The sequence below is a fragment of the Pseudopedobacter sp. genome (assembly GCF_040392825.1).
Taxonomy (GTDB): Bacteria; Bacteroidota; Bacteroidia; order Sphingobacteriales; family Sphingobacteriaceae; genus Pseudopedobacter.
This window is the reverse complement of the sequence record NZ_JBEBVH010000017.1, coordinates 1-18752: the sequence shown is the minus strand read 5'-3', so window position 1 is coordinate 18752 and position 18752 is coordinate 1. Positions and strand designations below refer to the sequence as shown.

At 36.3% G+C, this 18752-nt stretch carries 16 protein-coding genes; 10 read left to right on the top strand and 6 right to left on the bottom strand.

The window, feature by feature from the left end; all coding sequences use genetic code 11:
• The first annotated feature begins 9 nt into the window (after positions 1–9).
• Positions 10–1731, top strand: coding sequence for a RagB/SusD family nutrient uptake outer membrane protein (locus tag ABWO41_RS02365; RefSeq protein ID WP_353132844.1), 1722 nt, complete (start codon positions 10–12; stop codon positions 1729–1731).
• 72 nt (positions 1732–1803) lie between these two features.
• Here ABWO41_RS02365 and ABWO41_RS02360 read toward each other — a convergent pair whose 3' ends face one another.
• Genes ABWO41_RS02360 through ABWO41_RS02350 form a run of 3 tightly spaced genes read right to left on the bottom strand, consistent with a single transcriptional unit; the run spans position 1804 to position 3518 of the window.
• Positions 1804–2760: an acetyl-CoA carboxylase carboxyltransferase subunit alpha gene (locus ABWO41_RS02360; RefSeq protein WP_353132841.1), complete on the bottom strand. Its 957-nt coding sequence runs from the start codon at positions 2758–2760 to the stop codon at positions 1804–1806.
• A gap of 51 nt (positions 2761–2811) precedes the next feature.
• Complete coding sequence (locus ABWO41_RS02355; RefSeq protein ID WP_353132838.1) at positions 2812–3303, bottom strand: hypothetical protein; 492 nt, start codon at positions 3301–3303, stop codon at positions 2812–2814.
• Positions 3300–3518: a hypothetical protein gene (locus ABWO41_RS02350; protein ID WP_353132835.1), complete on the bottom strand. Its 219-nt coding sequence runs from the start codon at positions 3516–3518 to the stop codon at positions 3300–3302. The genes ABWO41_RS02355 and ABWO41_RS02350 overlap by 4 nt, the downstream gene beginning before the upstream one ends.
• 389 nt (positions 3519–3907) lie before the next feature.
• Here ABWO41_RS02350 and secA point away from each other — a divergent pair, with 389 nt between their 5' ends.
• The 4 genes from secA (at position 3908) to ABWO41_RS02330 (ending at position 9830) form a co-directional block, all read left to right on the top strand.
• Positions 3908–7204, top strand: coding sequence for a preprotein translocase subunit SecA (secA, locus tag ABWO41_RS02345; protein WP_353132832.1), 3297 nt, complete (start codon positions 3908–3910; stop codon positions 7202–7204).
• Entirely contained in the window at positions 7197–7619 is a 423-nt protein-coding gene (locus tag ABWO41_RS02340) for an SPOR domain-containing protein (protein WP_353132829.1), read from the top strand. The genes secA and ABWO41_RS02340 overlap by 8 nt, the downstream gene beginning before the upstream one ends.
• Entirely contained in the window at positions 7619–8803 is a 1185-nt protein-coding gene (locus ABWO41_RS02335) for a M20 metallopeptidase family protein (protein ID WP_353132826.1), read from the top strand. The genes ABWO41_RS02340 and ABWO41_RS02335 overlap by 1 nt, the downstream gene beginning before the upstream one ends.
• 73 nt (positions 8804–8876) lie before the next feature.
• Positions 8877–9830 (top strand): hypothetical protein, encoded by a 954-nt coding sequence (locus tag ABWO41_RS02330; protein WP_353132823.1) that lies wholly within the window; start codon positions 8877–8879, stop codon positions 9828–9830.
• A 321-nt stretch (positions 9831–10151) separates the two neighbouring features.
• Here ABWO41_RS02330 and ABWO41_RS02325 read toward each other — a convergent pair whose 3' ends face one another.
• On the bottom strand, positions 10152–11036 hold the full coding sequence (locus ABWO41_RS02325) for an aldo/keto reductase (RefSeq protein WP_353132820.1): 885 nt from the start codon (positions 11034–11036) through the stop codon (positions 10152–10154).
• A 140-nt stretch (positions 11037–11176) separates the two neighbouring features.
• Between ABWO41_RS02325 and ABWO41_RS02320 the strand changes: the two genes are divergently transcribed.
• The gene (locus ABWO41_RS02320; RefSeq protein ID WP_353132817.1) at positions 11177–11896 is read left to right on the top strand and encodes an SDR family NAD(P)-dependent oxidoreductase; all 720 of its coding nucleotides are present in this window, start codon (positions 11177–11179) and stop codon (positions 11894–11896) included.
• A 2-nt stretch (positions 11897–11898) separates the two neighbouring features.
• On the opposite strand, the gene ABWO41_RS02315 is transcribed toward ABWO41_RS02320, so the two are convergent.
• On the bottom strand, positions 11899–13191 hold the full coding sequence (locus ABWO41_RS02315) for a mechanosensitive ion channel family protein (protein ID WP_353132814.1): 1293 nt from the start codon (positions 13189–13191) through the stop codon (positions 11899–11901).
• 213 nt (positions 13192–13404) lie between these two features.
• Positions 13405–14040, bottom strand: a complete 636-nt coding sequence (locus ABWO41_RS02310) for an outer membrane beta-barrel protein (RefSeq protein WP_353132811.1) — start codon at positions 14038–14040, stop codon at positions 13405–13407.
• A 270-nt stretch (positions 14041–14310) separates the two neighbouring features.
• On the opposite strand from ABWO41_RS02310, the gene dnaG reads away from it, so the two are divergent.
• From dnaG to ABWO41_RS02290, 4 genes are all read left to right on the top strand, one after another.
• Positions 14311–16254 carry a DNA primase gene (gene dnaG, locus ABWO41_RS02305; RefSeq protein ID WP_353132808.1) on the top strand — a complete coding sequence of 648 codons (1944 nt, stop codon included), beginning with the start codon at positions 14311–14313 and terminating at the stop codon, positions 16252–16254.
• A gap of 2 nt (positions 16255–16256) precedes the next feature.
• Positions 16257–16622 carry a YraN family protein gene (locus ABWO41_RS02300; RefSeq protein WP_353132805.1) on the top strand — a complete coding sequence of 122 codons (366 nt, stop codon included), beginning with the start codon at positions 16257–16259 and terminating at the stop codon, positions 16620–16622.
• A gap of 10 nt (positions 16623–16632) precedes the next feature.
• Positions 16633–17670, top strand: coding sequence for a glutaminyl-peptide cyclotransferase (locus ABWO41_RS02295; RefSeq protein ID WP_353132803.1), 1038 nt, complete (start codon positions 16633–16635; stop codon positions 17668–17670).
• An 84-nt stretch (positions 17671–17754) separates the two neighbouring features.
• Positions 17755–18752, top strand: a 998-nt coding sequence (locus tag ABWO41_RS02290; protein ID WP_353132800.1) for a M3 family metallopeptidase, incomplete at its 3' end; no start/stop codon positions are given.

Genomic DNA, 18752 nt, shown 5'->3' with positions numbered 1-18752 from the left:
AATTATATTATGAAATCTCTAAAAATAATCATCAGTTTCATAGCATTTGGTATAACTTTAGCCGGATGCGAAAAAGATTTTTTACAAAGGTCTCCTTTAGATGAAGTAGAAGATTCTGCATTTTTTACAGATCCCGAGCATCTTAAAACATACGTAAATCAGTTCTATAACAGTACAATTTTTACCCGGTATGCGAATCATGGGAATGACTTTGACAGCGATAATCAGATCAGAATAAATATCGATCAGCGTTTAGAAGGTACACGCGTGATTTCATCTACCGGATCTATACCTTTTGCCAATGTCAGGAGTATCAATTACTTTTTTGATAACTATAAAAGAGTAGAGGCAAATCATCCTCTTAGTGCTTACAAACAATATTTAGGTGAAGCATATTTCTTTAGAGCTGTTATCTACTTTAACCTTTTGCAAGACTATGGAGATATCCCATGGATAACTACCGAACTTAATTCCGAATCTCCTGATTTGTATAAGCCAAGAGACCCAAGAAATATAGTAGCGGATAATATTATTGCTCAGTTAGATTCGGCCGCCAAGTATTTAATGGAAGATAAAACTTCGGGTGCAGGCCGTATAAATAAATGGATGGCGCTTTTAATGCAAAGCAGAGTTGCCTTATATGAAGGTACATGGGAGAAATACCATAACGGTACTGATTTTGGTGTTGCAAACCCTCAACCAACTAAATATTTTAATAAAGCTGTCGAAGCTGCCGAACAAATCATGACTTCTAATTTGTATGACATTTATACAACAAGCAGTCCTTCTACAGATTACAAAGATCTGTTTGCTCTTAGAGATTACTCGACTAATAAAGAAGTAATGTTCTGGAAAAAATATGATAATAATTTGTCGAGAGGGAGTTCGGCGTTTGTAAACGACAGAAACTTTAGGATGGAAACTCCTTCTGGCAATACGATTACAAAACAACTGGCGGACTCTTATTTGGCTATCGATGGAAAACCAATTACAGGCAACCCAAATTTTCTGGGATATAGCACCTTAAAATTAGAAGGCCAAAATCGCGATCCCCGCTTTTTCCAAACCATTGCTTCTCCGGATGACGTTTGGAAAATTGCTGCCGGTACACCAAATAAGTTTTGGAAGGAAGTATATGATAAACGCAATACTACCGGAGATTATAATGCACCAACCGGATATCTCATTGTAAAAGGTTATAACCCTAATATGATTTACCATGTCCAACAGTTTGAAGAGACGCCCTCTATTCTTTACAGGTATGCAGAAGTTTTGTTAAACTATGCAGAAGCAAAAGCCGAGCTGGGAACAATTAATCAAGATGATATAGACAAGACCATTAAAAAGCTTCGGGACAGGGTTGGCATGCCTAATTTAATATTAACGAATATTACCCCAGATCCGAAATGGGATTTTCCTACACTGTCTCCAATAATTAATGAAGTTAGGCGAGAAAGACGGGTTGAGCTTGCATTAGAGGGTTTCAGGTTACCGGATATTTTACGCTGGGCAGCAGCAGATGAGTTGATTTTTGAAAAAAGACCTAAAGGATTTTTGGCTTCTCAACATCCGACAAATACAACACCGGTTGATAATGAAGGGTTCCTTGATCCATATAAAAACACCATTCCAAACGGATACGGCTTTAAATTAGACAGAGATTATTTAAATTCTATTCCAGTAAGTGAAAGAGTATTAAACCCTGCACTTACACAGAATCCTGGTTGGTAGAATCCTGAAATTATCTAAAAAAAATGCAAACGATATAAACCGTTTGCATTTTTTATATGCTAAATTTTATAATTAATCCTCCAGCACAACTCCCATGCTACAGAACTTGTCAATTCTTTCAGCAATAAGAGTTTCAATATTTTTAGATTTTAATTCCTTCAGATCCTGAATCAATTTTTCTTTAATGGTTTGAGCCATGACTGCGGAATCTTGATGCGCACCTCCCAAAGGTTCTGGAATAATACCATCAATCAGTTTATTCTTAAGCATCTCGTCAGCAGTCAACTTTAAACATTCTGCAGCTTTTTCTTTATAATCCCAGCTTCTCCATAAAATAGAAGAGCAGGATTCGGGAGAAATAACGGAATACCATGTATGTTCTAACATATACACTTTATCGCCGATACCTATTCCCAAAGCACCACCAGAAGCACCTTCACCTACAATTACACAGATAATGGGAACGTTAAGTACAGACATCTCAAGCAAGTTCCTCGCAATGGCTTCTCCTTGTCCACGCTCTTCAGCCTCTAATCCCGGAAAAGCACCCGGTGTATCTATAAAAGTAACAACCGGCTTATTAAATTTTTCTGCAAGCTTCATTAAGCGCAACGCCTTACGGTAACCTTCGGGATTGGCCATACCGAAATTCCTGTATTGACGCATTTTGGTATTGACTCCTTTCTGATGACCTATAAACATCACCGTCTCACCATTAAGACTGCCAAAGCCACCAACAATAGCTTTATCATCACCAACAGTACGATCTCCGTGAAGCTCGATAAAATCATCGCAGATATCCTCTATATATTGTAAGGTATAGGGTCTTTCCGGATGTCTGGAGATTTGAACCTGCTGCCAGCCTGTTAAGTTAGTATAAACGTCTTGTTTTGCTTTTTCTATTTTCTCTTCCAATTCTCTCAGCGTAGCAGACATGTCTACCTTAGTTTTTTCTGCTATCTGATTTACTTTTTCAACCTGCTGCTGCAACTCGGCAATAGGTTTTTCAAAGTCGAAGGATGTCTTCATATAAAAAAATTTTAGGGCGCTAAGTTATCGTTTACTTAGCTAAAATTAAAATTACTTGTTCGCATTCTTTAAAGACTGATACTTTTTCAGTTGTTGAGAAGTTAAAATATCTCTTGTTCTAAGGTACGCTTTCAAATAAGCATTCCTCATTTCACCCTCTAAAGCACCAATCTTATTAGTATGGTATATGAGGGAACCCTCATTTATTTTATTTGTTTCGAAAAGCTTATTTAACTTGGTTTGTTCTACAATTAAGAAATTGCCCATCTCTTTCAATTTGCGGGTCATCTCCGTTTGTATAGTTTGTACCTGTGTCTTCTGTGTAGCATTTAAACCCAGTTGTTTCTGCTTTTCCAAAACAACTTTGGGAGATGGATAATTGTTAAGCTCTGCAATCAAAACTAAAGCCGGATCATTTCCCTGGGTATAAAACGCATATTCTTTATCACCTATAAATTTTAACGGGGATGAATTTACTGAATCCTGCTGTGCATGCCCATAAGACATTGCAAAGCAAAAAAAGGCCGCTATAATATATTTCATTTTAGGTTCTTCAATTGTTCTAATTTCGATTTTGCAGATTCCCAATCGTTATCTTTTTTATTAGCTACAACGCTTTCATCTATCAGCTGTTGAAGATTAGACAACGCTTCCATCACGCTTTTAGCATTTATATTCTCTTTTTTAAAATAAACCAGATCCAGCATTAACGCCTTAGTATTTCCCTTTTCGTCTGTTACAAGATTAATTCCGTTCATATGAGTTTGATGTTTATATATTACGAAATATAAAAAATTCTATTGTTTATACATTGCAAAAAAACAATTAATATTGAGGTTCAGACCTAAACGATAGCTAAAAGTTGAAAGCTATAAGCAGTTAACTATAGGATATTAAACATACAGCTTAAAAGGTTTTGTTACCTACCTGGAGTCTTTATTTGTCTTTCAGTAAAAACCAAAAGTATGAACTACAATAAAAGCAAAGAATAATCAGCCGACATAGGTTGATAATGTCATTTAACACTATTTAAATTATAATCTTTTAAATAAAGTATTAATTTTACACGCCCGCAAAGATGCCATTTTGACTTTATTTTGAGACATGGCGTAATTGTTGAGTTTTTAAGATTCAAATTAATCGAAAAATGTTAAATTTTATTAGTAAGATATTCGGTAGCAAGTCCGATCGCGATATAAAAGCAATCAGACCTATCGTAGACAAGATAAACGAGGAGTATAATAAGCTCTCCGGCATTTCAAATGATGAGCTAAGAGGAAAGACCTTAAACTTCAAACACAGAATTCAAGAAAGTTTGTCAGAAATCAATGGTAAAATCATCGAAATAAAAAGCAATGTTGAGCAAAACCAACAAATGCCTTTAGCGGAAAAAACAGCTTATTACGATGAAATTGATCGTTTAGAAAAAGAACGCAATAAACAATTAGAGGTTACACTTAATGAAATTCTTCCCGAAGCTTTCGCTGTAATGAAAGAAACTGCGAGAAGATTTACCGAAAACGAAACTGTAGAAGTTACTGCAACAGATTTCGACAGAGAATTAGCGGCCAAAAAAGGTAATGTTGTTATAGATGGCGACAAAGCTATTCACCACAATTCGTGGCTAGCTGCAGGAAATACGGTTAAGTGGAACATGATCCATTATGATGTCCAGCTGATTGGTGGTATTGTACTTCATCAGGGTAAAATTGCCGAAATGGGTACCGGTGAGGGTAAAACTTTAGTTGGAACTTTACCAATTTATTTAAATGCACTTGCTGGCATGGGGGTTCATGTGGTTACGGTAAATGATTACCTTGCTCGTCGTGACTCTGAATGGAACGGACCTGTTTTCGAATTCCACGGCCTGTCTGTAGATTGTATTGATAAACATTATCCAAATTCTTCGGACAGAAGAAGAGCTTATCAATCTGATATTGTTTACGGAACTAACAATGAGTTCGGTTTTGATTACTTGCGTGACAATATGACACGTACACCGGAAGAGTTGGTACAAGGGAAATTACATTATGCGATAGTGGATGAGGTTGACTCGGTTTTGATTGACGATGCCCGTACACCTTTAATTATTTCTGGTCCAATCCCACGTGGTGATGAACATGAGTTTTACGATCTGAAACCTAGAATAGAGCGTTTGGTTAATGCACAGAAAAACTTTATTAACGGAGTTTTAAATGAAGCCAAAAAGCAAATCAATGATGGAAAATCTGGTATAGAAGAAGGCGGTATGGCTTTATTGAGAGCTCACCGTGGTTTGCCAAAAAGTAAAGCTTTAATTAAGTTCTTAAGTGAGCCGGGAATCCGTCAGGTACTTTCTAAAACCGAGAACTATTTCATGCAGGATCAAAATAAAGAGATGCACCGTGTAGATGCAGAGCTTTATTTTATTATTGACGAAAAGCAAAATCAGGTTGAATTAACTGAAAAGGGTATCGAATTGATTACTGCTTCTGGTGAAGATCCACATTTCTTCATTTTACCGGATGTAGGTACCGAGATTGCAGAAATTGAAAAATCAAGCGCGACTCCCGAAGAAAAAGCACATCAAAAAGATGAATTATTGAGAGATTACTCTATTAAAGCAGAGCGTATTCACTCAGTAAACCAACTTCTAAAAGCTTATACCCTATTCGAAAAGGATACAGAATATATTATTGACGATGGAAAGATTAAAATCGTTGATGAACAAACCGGCCGTATTATGGATGGCCGTCGTTATTCAGACGGTTTACACCAGGCTATTGAAGCTAAAGAGAACGTAAAAATTGAGGATGCTACGCAAACTTATGCTACTATCACGCTTCAAAACTATTTTAGAATGTACCATAAGTTAGCAGGTATGACAGGTACTGCCGTTACTGAAGCTGGTGAGTTATGGCAAATCTATAAACTGGATGTAGTAGAGATTCCTCCGCACAGACCAATTGCCCGTAAAGACTTGCAAGACAAAGTTTACCGTACTATGCGTGAAAAATACAACGCTGTGGCAGACGAGATTGTTGAATTATCGAATGCCGGTCGTCCGGTACTTGTAGGTACAACATCAGTTGAGATTTCTGAATTATTAAGCCGTATGCTTAAACTTCGCGGAATTAAACATCAGGTATTGAATGCGAAATTACACCAAAAGGAGGCCGATATTGTTGCCGAAGCTGGTAAAGCGGGTACAGTAACTATTGCAACCAATATGGCTGGCCGTGGTACCGATATTAAATTGGGCGAGGGTGTGAAGGAAGCTGGTGGTTTAGCAATAATCGGTACAGAAAGACATGAATCCCGTCGTGTGGACAGACAGCTACGTGGTCGTTCCGGTCGTCAGGGAGATCCGGGTTCTTCTCAGTTCTTCGTGTCGCTGGAAGATAATCTGATGCGTTTATTCGGTTCTGAAAGAATTTCTAATCTGATGGTGAAAATGGGTATCGAAGAAGGCGAAGTTATCCAGCACTCTATGATTACCAATTCTATCGAAAGAGCTCAGAAAAAAGTAGAGGAAAATAACTTTGGTATTCGTAAGCGTTTGCTGGAGTACGATGATGTGATGAACTCGCAACGTACCGTAATTTATACTAAACGTAAAAACGCATTATTCGGCGAGCGTCTGGATGTTGATATCGAAAACATGATTATTGATGTAATTGATGATATCGTTGCGGAATACAAGGACACCAACAATTACGAGGGCTTCAAATTAGAATTAATCAGAATTTTCTCTATTGATACGCAAATTACAGAACAGGAATTTGGAAACTCCAATATTGATAAATTAGTAAACAGAGTATTCCAGGAGGCTTCTGAATATTACGGCAGAAAATCCGAGGCAATTGCTCAACAAGCTTTGCCAGTATTAAGAGAAATCCTGAGTACAAGGGGTAATAACATCGAGAATATCATCATTCCGTTTACAGATGGAACCAGAGGTATCCAGATTTCTGCTCCGCTTCAAAGATCTGTTGAAACTAATGGAAGAGAAGTCATCAAATCTTTTGAAAAAAATATTGTACTTGCTTTAATAGACGATACCTGGAAAGAGCATTTGCGCGAGATGGACGATTTAAAACAATCTGTTCAGAATGCGGTTTATGAACAAAAAGATCCATTGATTATTTATAAGATGGAAGCTTTCAATCTGTTTAAGAGCATGTTGGCGTCTGTAAATAAAGAAGTGGTAAGTTTCTTATTTAAAGGAGGAATTCCGGTTCAGGAAGCGCCAGTTCAGGAAGCCAGACCTCAACCTTCTGTAGATTTAAGTAAGCTGAAAAGTTCAAGAACAGAAGTTGGATCTGAACAGGCAGGAATGGAAGACACCAGAGAACTGCAAAAAACTCAACCTGTTGTACGTCAGGAAGAAAAAATAGGCAGAAATGACCTTTGTCCTTGTGGAAGTGGTAAAAAATATAAAAACTGTCACGGCGCAAATGCTTAGAATAAAACATATCGGTATACTGGCTCTTTTTCTTCTGTCGGCCTGTCTTACAAAAGCGCAGGAAGGTTCGGTTCAGGAGGTCAAAGACCCGCTTATAGATAGTTTAATCAAAAGAAGAATAGAATTGACCAAAGGTGTATCGCAATCCGGTACGCCTTTGGTTATAACAGGCTATAGAGTACAAATTTTCTTTGGCCCGAACAGAAAAGAGGCTTACGATATGCAAGCTAAGTTTAAAACGCTCTATCCGGAGCACAATACTTATATTTCATACACACAGCCCAATTACAGATTGAAGGTAGGCGATTTTAGAACCAGGATGGAAGCCCAGCAATTAATGAATGCTTTACGCCCTGTTTTTCCTACATTATTTATCTTTAGAGAACGTATTAATCCAGAAAAAGCCGATCAATAATGCTGATAGATAAAATTAAAACACTCGCATCTGAAATTCATGAAGATGTGGTAGCAAAAAGAAGGCATTTACATGCCAATCCGGAGCTTTCATTTCACGAATATGAAACTTCTAAGTATGTAAAAGAACAATTAAGTGCGCTGAATATTCCATTTACGGAAATTGCCAATACCGGAGTTTTAGGTATAATAAAAGGAGAGTTACCGTCAGATAAAGTTATCGCTTTAAGAGCAGATATGGATGCTTTACCTATTTTGGAAGCCAATGATGTTTCTTATAAGTCTACCAATCCGGGAGTAATGCATGCTTGCGGACATGATGTACATACTTCTTCTTTGTTGGGAACCGCTGCTATTTTAAATAAGCTAAAAAGTGAATTTGGAGGGACCATAAAGTTAATGTTTCAACCGGCAGAAGAAGTTCTTCCCGGCGGAGCAAGCTTAATGATTAAAGAAGGAGCTTTAGAAAATCCAAAACCCGAAGCAGTTTTGGGTCAGCATGTAATGCCTTTGATAGAAGCGGGAAAAGTGGGTATAAGAGCAGGTAAATACATGGCTTCTTCTGATGAGCTGTATATTACTATAAAGGGCAAAGGTGGACATGGGGCACAACCACATGAAAATATAGACCCGGTATTGATTATGGCACATACCTTAACAGCTTTACAGCAAATCGTAAGCAGGAATGCAGATCCGAGAATCCCTTCTGTATTGTCTTTCGGAAAAGTTATAGCTGATGGTGCCACCAACGTAATCCCGAATGAAGTAATTATTCACGGAACGTTCAGAACATTGGACGAAGAGTGGAGAAGATCTGCTCATATTAAGATGAAAAAAATGGCAGAGTCTATTGCCGAAGGTATGGGTGGATCTTGTGATTTTAAAATTGTAAATGGCTATCCATTTCTGGTTAACGAAGAAAAGTTAACTGCACAGGTAAGACAAAATCTTATTAACTATTTAGGCGAAGAAAATGTTATTGATTTAGATATCTGGATGGCTGCAGAAGATTTTGCCTATTATTCGCAGGTTTCTAATGCAAGTTTTTACAGATTAGGCACCGGGAATAAAGAAAGAGGCATCACTTCGTCGGTTCACACTCCAACTTTCGATATAGACGAAAGCTCACTAAAAATCAGCACTGGTTTAATGGCCTATTCCGCTATTAAACAGTTAGGTTTTTAATACCGGCATCTTAAAAAGTTCATAAAACATCTCTATCGAAATTTTGGTAGAGATGTTCTTTTATCTGACCTTTATGAAACGTTCTTGTCTTCTTGTGGCTATTTTCCTATTCCTGAACCAATATTCCTTTGGACAAGCCATTCCCCGTTTTAATCCAGACACTATTTTAAGTGTCGTTATCGATAGCGTTGTTGTCATCAAGACAGCTAAGTCGGGACTTAATCAGGAAGATTTTATAGAACGCATCATTAACGACACTAGCTTTTACGAGGCTTTCAGAGCCATGAAAAAATATAAATTCCTGGCCGAAAACAGTATTTACAGTTACGACAAAAAAAACAAGGTAAATGGCCGTATTTACAGGAAGTTCATACATAATCCTAATAAATCCGCACAGAAGATTACCTATTTAGTTGATAAAAGCGAAGGAAATCTTCATAAAAAAAGTGGAAAATATAGGCTAAAGACAATTGAAATGTTCGATTACATTTTTGTGAACGCCTATCAGTCGTACTATTCGCCGTCTTCTTCCTCCGGTCCTGCAAATAAAGGGGGCGAGAAGAATGAGTCTTATAAAGATAAGTTAAAGACCTTAATTTTTAGTCCGGGAAGGCCTGTAAAAGGTATCCCTATTATCTCGGGAAAAACAGAAATATTTTCTGCCAATATGCGTCAGTATTATGATTATAGATTTTATTCGGGCACTTATTTAGATTCTATTCCCGTCTATCGTTTTAAGGTAACGTTAAAAGATGATTTGTCTGGCTGGACAAAAGATGGTTTAATGATCAAGGAATTAACTACTATTTTCGACAAAAGGAATTTCCAGATACTGGGCAGATATATAGATATGAAACTGGGCAATCTGGCTTTCAGCTTTGATATTCAAATGAACATAGAAATGTCTTACTTTATGGATGAGCTGCTGCCTACAAAAATAAGCTATCAGGGAAATTGGGATATTCCATTCAAAAATGAAGAAAGAGCAAGTTTTCTGATATCACATAAAAATTACACGGAGAAATAGGGTTAGGAAGAAAGTCGGTAAATTGTTGCAGGATCTTCTTCCGGAGAGCGCCACTCGGAATATGATACTTCCTGGTTTGCTACTGACTGAATTTTGTCGTACTGTTAAAGAGGCCGTATCATACAAAGGAGTCATATTGAGCAGAGTAGAAATATGCCTTGAGTGGTACGAAAGGGCTTCGAATCCCTCGGCCTGACAAACGCACTACCTTTGATGCAGCCCGTCAGTTTAATAACATGCATAACTGTTTAAAAGCTCAAAGCAGATACCTCTTTCCTTCTTCCAAAAGGAAAGAGGCATCTTCAAGTATTTAAAGCACCTCTACTTACCGGCCTGATACAATTCGTACCAATCTTGTCTATCTAAATCAATAGCAAACGACGCTGCTATATTTTTTATCCTCTGATCGTTTTTTGTTCCAATTAAAGGCAGAGCGCCTAACTTCACTAACCAGGCAACCGCCAATGATTCGATATCTACACCATACTTTGGTGCTATCTCTTCCAGCTTAGTTCTCACCTTAACGGCTACAGCATCTGTACCGCTAGCTATTCTCCCTTCAGCTAAGGGTGCAGAAGCTAAAGGTCGCATATATCTTTGTTTAATATAATCGATTTGTCCGCTATCTAAAGCTGATGTATTTAATAAATTCAGCTCGATATGATTCGTAACAATCGGAATATTAAGATAAGACGCCAGCAATTGATGTTCGAAAACAGAAAAATTGGTAATACCAATATTTTTAACTTTTCCGGATGTTTTTAGTTTTAACAGCGCACTGGCTGTCTCTTCCAGATTAGCAATTGGATCCAGATGGTTTAATAAGAAAATATCAATATAGTCCGTCTTCAATTTTTTCAAAGAACTTTCAACAGAAGCTATAATATGTTCCGCAGAAGTATCCAAATGCTCTACCCTAACTTCTGGATATTTAGTACTCGGTGTTCTTAAACCACACTTGGTAAATAAAACAATATCTTCTCTTTTGAAAGATTTTTTGGCAATCAGTTCGCCAAAAAGTGCTTCAATACCATAATCTCCATAAATATCTGCATGGTCAAATGTATTGATTCCTAAATCTAAACATAGATTTACGATTCTCTCCATCTCTGAAGATGTATCATTACTTAGTTCATTCCATCTGTAAAAACCATAAATAGCAGGAGACACTTTAGGTCCGGCATCACTTAGATATATCTTTTCCATTGCAAAATATTTATTCCATACAATTATAAAAAAATTATGCCTCAATTCTTATTAGAAACCAAGTTTTAGCAAATGATTTTCAGAATATCAACACTTTTAGTTAGCGTATCTTCTTAACTTTGTGGGCTAAAAATGAATATATGAAATATGCATTCGTTACAGGGTCTTCCAGAGGAATTGGTTTTTCTATTGGCTACGCTTTACTGCAACAAGGATATAAGGTTGTTTTCAATTATGTCAACAGTACCAAATTTAAAGAAGAAATAGACGTTAACTATAAAGAGGGAGAGGATTATTTTTGTATCCAATATGACAATAGTAACCTGGAAGATATTCCAGTTCTTATTGACAAATTAAAAGATATATCTCCTAGGTATGAAGTAATTGTACTGAATGCAGGCATTACGGACAGATCTCCTTTTTTTGAAGCTCCGGATCAAAATATACTTCACGTTTTCAATTGTAATTTGTTATTTCCCACGCTTTTCTTAAACCATGCTAAAGATATTTTAGTAACAAAAGGAAACATCGTTCTAATTGGCTCTATGCTTGCCGTTTACCCTCATGCAACTTCTATTCCTTACGGGGTTTCTAAAGCCGGTGTTAATGCACTAACAAAAAATATGGTTAAGGTTCTTCAGCCAATGGAAGTCCGTATCAACTGCATTAATCCGGGATATATAGATACAGACTGGCAAAAGGCCAAAAAACATGAAGTTAGGGAAGCTATTAAACCTAATATCGCTTTAAACCGATTTGGAGAGCCCGAAGAGGTTGCCAGACTGGCACTGCATATTATCGAAAATGAATACCTAAATGGCTCCATTTTACAGATAGACGGTGGTTATTCTTACAAATAACATTACTTTGAAAAAGAAACCAGTGTTTTAAAATCGCCTGAAGAAGGTGATTCAAAAACTTCTAATCCGAAATAAGCTACTGAAGCTAAAAGATGGTCGAAAATATCGGCCATTATGGCTTCATAATTTTTCCAAATTACAACATTTGTAAATGCATATATCTCCAAAGGCAAACCGTCATTTTCCGGAGCAAGTTGTCTGGCCATCATAGTAAAATCTGAGTTTAAATTTTGGTTACTTTTAAGATACTCATCTATATAAATTCTAAATACACCAATATTGGTTAAATTTCTACCATTTACCAACATTTCTGTAGTACCGTGAATCCTAGCATTGTAATCAGCTATTTCCGTAGTTTTTTCATTAAGATACTTTTCAATCAGCTTAATTTTCTTCAGCCTTTCAACATCATCTTCCGAGAGAAACTTAATACTGGAAATTTTAATTTTAATTGCTCTTTTGATTCTTCTGCCTCCTGAACGCCGCATCCCTCTCCAATTGATAAAAGAATCTGATATAAGGTTATAGGTGGGTATGGTCGTAATGGTTTTGTCGAAATTCTGGACTTTTACCGTAGTTAGTGTAATCTCGATAACATCGCCGTCTGCTCCGTACTTATTCATAGTTATCCAATCCCCTATCCGCACCATATCATTAACTGTAACCTGTATACTCGCTACAAACCCCATGATGGTGTCTTTAAAAATTAATAATAAAATGGCTGATGCAGCACCAAGTGTGGTAAAGAAAGCTACTATAGATTTACCGGTAAGCGTTGTAAAAATTAAAATTCCGGCTATAAAATATAACCCAATCACCAGAACCTGTATATAACTATCAATGGGTTTATCTTTAAAAGATTCTTTGGTTTTCAAATAGTCTCTTAATGATCTTAATATAGATCTGATGATCTGTATCCCCAAAAAGATCGAATAAATATCCAGCAGTGTATTAATCGCAGGAATAAATGCTGGAAAATCATTCAATACTATTGGAACTAATTTAACAGCTATACTTAACGGAATTAGTCTGGAAAGGAAATCGGGCAATCTATGCGCTAACAGATAATCATCAAAATGAGTTGATGTTTTAGATATAAAATGTTTAAAAAGTCGGGAGATAATTCCTTTTGCAATGAAATGAGTAAGTAATACAATAAACAATAGTACCAGCAACATGATGATTAGTTTAAGATAAACCATCCCGTAACTGCCAAAACCAAATTTTGTGATTACTCGCTCTAAAAAATCGTGTATAGTAACTGCTAAATCTTCTATCTTAAAGTTGCTTCTCATATCCTATTCATTATTGTAAGCTTCTAAAATAAATATTTAAGGAAAAAGCTCGAAGAAAATAGTATTAAAAAGGAAGGTGCAACAGGGAAGTTACTGCTTATGCTATTAAAAGTTCAAATTGTAACGGCTTTTAAACTGTGTAATTTTTGATAAAGGAAAGGCTGACCTCTGTTAGGAGACCAGCCTTTCCTTTAAAAAATTTCTATTCTTTAATTAGAATTTGAAAGTTAAGCCGAATGTAGCAACATCAAAAATGTTATTCACAGTACCAGCAGCTAAACCAAAGTTAGTAGTAGCTTTTGCTCCCGAAACGTCAACTTTTTCGCTTTCAAAGTTGATAATATTTGCTAACCCAACATTAAGTGCGATTCTTTCTGTTAAGAAATAGTTTGCACCAATCCCCGCGTTTATACCTAAGGTATTAACTTTAGGTCCTTTGGTTGTAGTACCCCCTACTTCTGTTTCATCTCTAGACGTACCGTAACCTAAACCAACTTCAGCATAAGTTTTGAAACGTTTACCTAATTCTAAGAAATAATAACGTCCAAAAACACCGATGCCAAACGAATTAGTTTTGTCAACAGATTCAGAACCTGCTGCATAATCCTCGTCTTTTGTAGTATTAAATCCTAAACTAAGTCCAACAGCAATTTTGTCTGTTACAAAATAGCCCACTTTTGGATTGATGCTGAATGAGCTACTTTTCTCTTCTGCATTTTTGTCATTTTCTGAGTTGAAACCAATGTTCCCTTCAACTATAACGTTTCCTTTTGCGAAACCAAATTCTTGAGCGTTAGCTGTAAAAGCTAAACCTGAAATAGCAAATAATGCAATAAATAATCTTTTCATAATAGTTTATTTTTCGATTTTGGCGCAAATTTGAATAAACCGGCGAGTGTTTCTGTCATCTTTTTGTAATTAAAGCTAACACACAATACATCAAACTGAAAATCAATACATTAATTAACAATCACAAATATCTTAAGAAGCAAAACAAACACCTCTTAACAGTAAAATGCTCTTAAATTCAAATTAATTGTCAAAATAACAGGTTATATAGAACTTTTAATTTTTTATTGAATTAGCCTCTTAAATTCTGCTAAATTTGTCTTCTTAAGCATGATCAAAAAGGAAACTGTAGAACGTATTTTAGAGACGGCAAGAATTGAAGAAGTCGTAGGGGATTTTGTGCATCTTAGAAAGCGTGGCACAAGTATGATAGGTCTTTGTCCTTTTCATGGTGAAAAAACACCATCTTTTCATGTCTCTCCAGCAAAAGGAATCTACAAATGTTTCGGTTGTGGCGAAGGTGGCGATTCGCTGCAATTCATCATAAGTCATGAAAAATATTCCTATCCGGAAGCTTTAAAATATTTAGCCAGAAAATATAGCATAGAGGTTGAAGAAACAGAAGTTTCCGAAGATTATAAAGCCGAGGCCGACAAAAGAGAGAGTCTTTACATTACTTCTGCTTTTGCGGCAAAATTCTTTACGGATAAACTTTGGAATACAGACGAAGGCCGATCTATAGGTTTAAGTTATTTTAAAGAAAGAGGTTTCAAAGAAGAAATCCTGAAAAAATTTGAAATTGGCTACTCTCCTGAAGAATGGACAGCGCTTAATGACGCCGCTATAGCAGAAGGTTATAAACAGGAATTTTTAGAAGAAACCGGGCTGGTCATTAAAAACGACAAAGGAAGCATTTACGATCGCTTCAGAACCCGCGTAATCTTTCCTATCCATAATTTCACCGGAAGAATTATTGGCTTTGGTGGACGTACTTTAAAAACTGACAAGAAAATCCCTAAATATGTAAATTCTCCAGAAAGTGAAATTTACTATAAATCCAAGGTTCTCTACGGCCTTTACCATGCAAAAAAGGCTATTCGGGAACGTGATAATTGCCTTCTGGTCGAAGGCTATGCCGATGTATTAGCCGTTCATCAGGCTGGTGTAGAAAACGTTGTAGCCTCTTCCGGAACATCGTTAACCACAGAGCAGATTAAACTGATTGGTCGTTTTACAAATAATGTTACCATTCTGTATGACGGCGACGCAGCTGGAATTAAGGCTTCTTTAAGAGGATTGGACATGATTCTTGAAGAAGGAATGAATGTTAAAGTTGTTCTCTTCCCTGATGGCCATGATCCGGATTCCTATATTAAAGCTTTTGGTGCTTCGGCATTTAAGACACACGTAGAGCTTAACACTAAAGATTTTATTTTTTACAAAACAGAAATCTTATTACAAGATGCATCCAATGACCCCATTAAAAAAGCAGGCGTCATCAGAGATGTAATTGAAAGTATTGCTAAGATTCCTGATGCGATAAAAGCTTCGGTTTATGTGAGAGAATGTAGCGGTTTGCTGCAAATGGAAGAGCAGATTTTGATTTCGGAATTGAACAAAATCCGCCTGGCAAAGTCTAAAAAGGAAGCTGGCCAAAGCCACACAGGATCACATTTTCCTCCTCCGGAATTTTATGAGGATGGACCGCCGCCAGACCTCTTTGATGATAATAAACAAACTGTACAGGAAGATCTTCCACAGGAAAAGGAAATGATTCGTATACTGTTAAGCTATGGACATAATCTGGTGAATTGGGATGAAATTACCGATACTTATATTGGTCCGTATATCGTCATGAACCTGAATGATGTAACCTTCACTAATACCTCGTTAGACAAGATCTTAAAATACTATATTCAGGAAGTCGAAAAGGGTACTTTACCATTAGAAAAGGACTTTCTTCAACATCAGGACCGGGAAATATCTGCTATGGCCATATCACTACTCACAAGTCCGTATAATTTGAGTGAGAATTGGTATAATATGCATGGTATCACTGTTAAGGAAGAATCCGATCATTTAAAATCTACTGTAATGGGAGCTATATTCCATCTCAAAAAGAAAAAAGTTTTAGCTTTAATGGCAGAAAAGCAAAGGCAAATGCAACATGAAAAAGATGAAGCTAATCTAATGATTCTGATGAAAGACTACATGGATTTAAAAAGTGTAGAGAAATATATTTCTAACTATTTAGGTACAGTAGTTTCAAGATAAATATGGCTTTTCATAACGATTTTGGAAGAAAAGGTGAGCAAATAGCTAAATTTCTTTTAGAACAAAAAGGTTATGAAATTCTGGATGAAAACTGGCAGTACAATAAAGCAGAAATTGATCTTATTGCCTACAAAGACAAAACGATTATCTTTATAGAAGTAAAAACCCGATCAGGTTCTTATTTTGGCGAACCCGAAGAATTTGTAGATACAAGAAAACAGAAATTGCTGACCGAAGCAGCTGAAGAGTATATTTATATTATGCAACATCGGGGAGAAATTCGTTTCGATATTATTGCTATTTTGCTAGATAAAAATTTAGAAAAACACGAGATAAAACACATAGAAGATGCTTTTTGGAATTATTAAAAAACAAACATTGAACTCGTTATTCGTAGCACCGCTTATAGTTGTGACTGCTTTTTCATGCAAAGATAAAAATAACAAAGCCGGTGACAGCATGAGTTTATATCCGGAAAGTGGCACTACTTATAAGTTAGGTGAAGAATTTAAGATTTTCGTCAAAACGGCAGATCTGCCTGATTCTATCCAGTATTATGCGGATGGTAGACTCATTACAACTAAAAAAGACACATCAAACATTTCTCTTAATACTTCTGACCTTGCTTTGGGAAGCCGTGTAATTACCGCGAAAGTGTTTTTTAAGGGTAAAGAAGAAGAAATACAATCGAACATTACAGTTTTAACTTCCAGAGTTCCTCAGCAATTTGGGTTTAATGTTATACAAACTTATAAACATGATATCAGTTCTTATACTCAGGGATTAGAATATCACGATGGCATTTTTTATGAAAGTGATGGCGAATACGGTGCTTCCAGTTTAAGGAAAGTGAGTGTAGATGGAAAAGTACTTAAACAAATTGATTTAGATAAACGCTATTTTGCCGAAGGGATTACCGTTATTGGAGACAAAATACTGATGCTTACCTATAAAGAAAAAGTGATGTTTGAATATGACAAAAACACTTTTGAACTATTAAGAACTATTCCTTATAATCATGCAGATGAAGGTTGGGGACTTGCTTTTAATGGGAACATCATTTATAATACTGATGGTACAAACAGAATTTTCAAGCTGAATAAGGAAACTTATCAGCCGGAAGGTTTTATTGAAGTATACGACGACAAAGGGCCGGTAAATTACCTGAATGAAATGGAATGGATAGATGGAAAAATCTATGCGAACATTTATACCTCTGACTTAATTGCCATTATAGATCCTAAAACCGGAGAGGTAGAGTCTTACATTAATCTAATGGGAATTAGAAATGATGCTGTAGAAGACGAATCTCAGGATGTACTTAATGGTATTGCCTGGGATGCGAAAGGAAAAAGGTTATTCGTAACGGGTAAAAAGTGGCCACATTTATATCAGATTACTCTTAAGGAGCATTAGCCTTCCTGTGCTACAGCATTTTTACAAACTACCATTTAATCTCTTTCTTTTTATAAATATGTTTGTAACTATTACAAAAAGAATATGAGAAATAAACATATTTTCCCCGGACTTTTACTCTTTTGCAGTATGTCGACATTAAACAATGCCTCTGCCACAGCACAAAGTAATCCTTTTTTTACAGAATATAACACCCCTTTTGAGGCTCCTCCTTTCGAAGCTATTAAAGCAGAGCATTATATGCCTGCTTTTGAAGAAGCCATGAAACAGCAAAAGGCAAAAGTTGCTGCTATTTATAAAGTACGCTCTGTACCCACTTTTCAGAACACCATTGTAGCTTTAGAAGAAAGTGGTAAACTTTTAGAAAAAGTAGTAACCGTCTTCTTCAATTTAACAAGTGCAAACACCAACACCGAACTGGAAAAAATATCCAGTGAAATTGCCCCCAAGCTTTCTCAACACAACGATGATATTTTTCTAAACCAAGAACTATTTAAAAGAGTAAACCAAGTTCACGACAATATTTCTAAAGAAAAATTAACTTCCGAGGAGGCAAGACTTTTAGATAAGACCTACAAAGCATTTGTAAGAAGTGGTGCCAGCTTAGACGAGAAATCGAAAGAACAGCTAAGAAAAATAAACCAGGAGCTTTCTTCTCTGACGGTTAAATTTGGACAGAACCTTTTGAAAGAAGTTAATGCTTATGAATTGGTTATAGACAATAAACAAGATCTTGCCGGACTTCCAGAGGGCTTGATTTCCAATGCGGCCAAAACAGCAAAAGAATCTAATCTAAAAGGTAAATGGAAGTTTACATTACACAATCCCAGCGTAATGCCATTTTTAGAATACGCAGATAATCGTAAATTGAGGGCGCAAATCTATAAAGCATACACTCATAAGGGAGACAATAACAACGAATTTGACAACAATGAAAATGTTGCCAAAATGGTTGCACTAAGAGCGGAGCGCTCTAAATTGCTGGGATATGCCAGCTATGCTGATTTTTCTTTACAAGAAACAATGGCAAAAACACCAATATCAGTTTTTGACCTGTTAAACAATCTTTGGTCTGCCGCCCT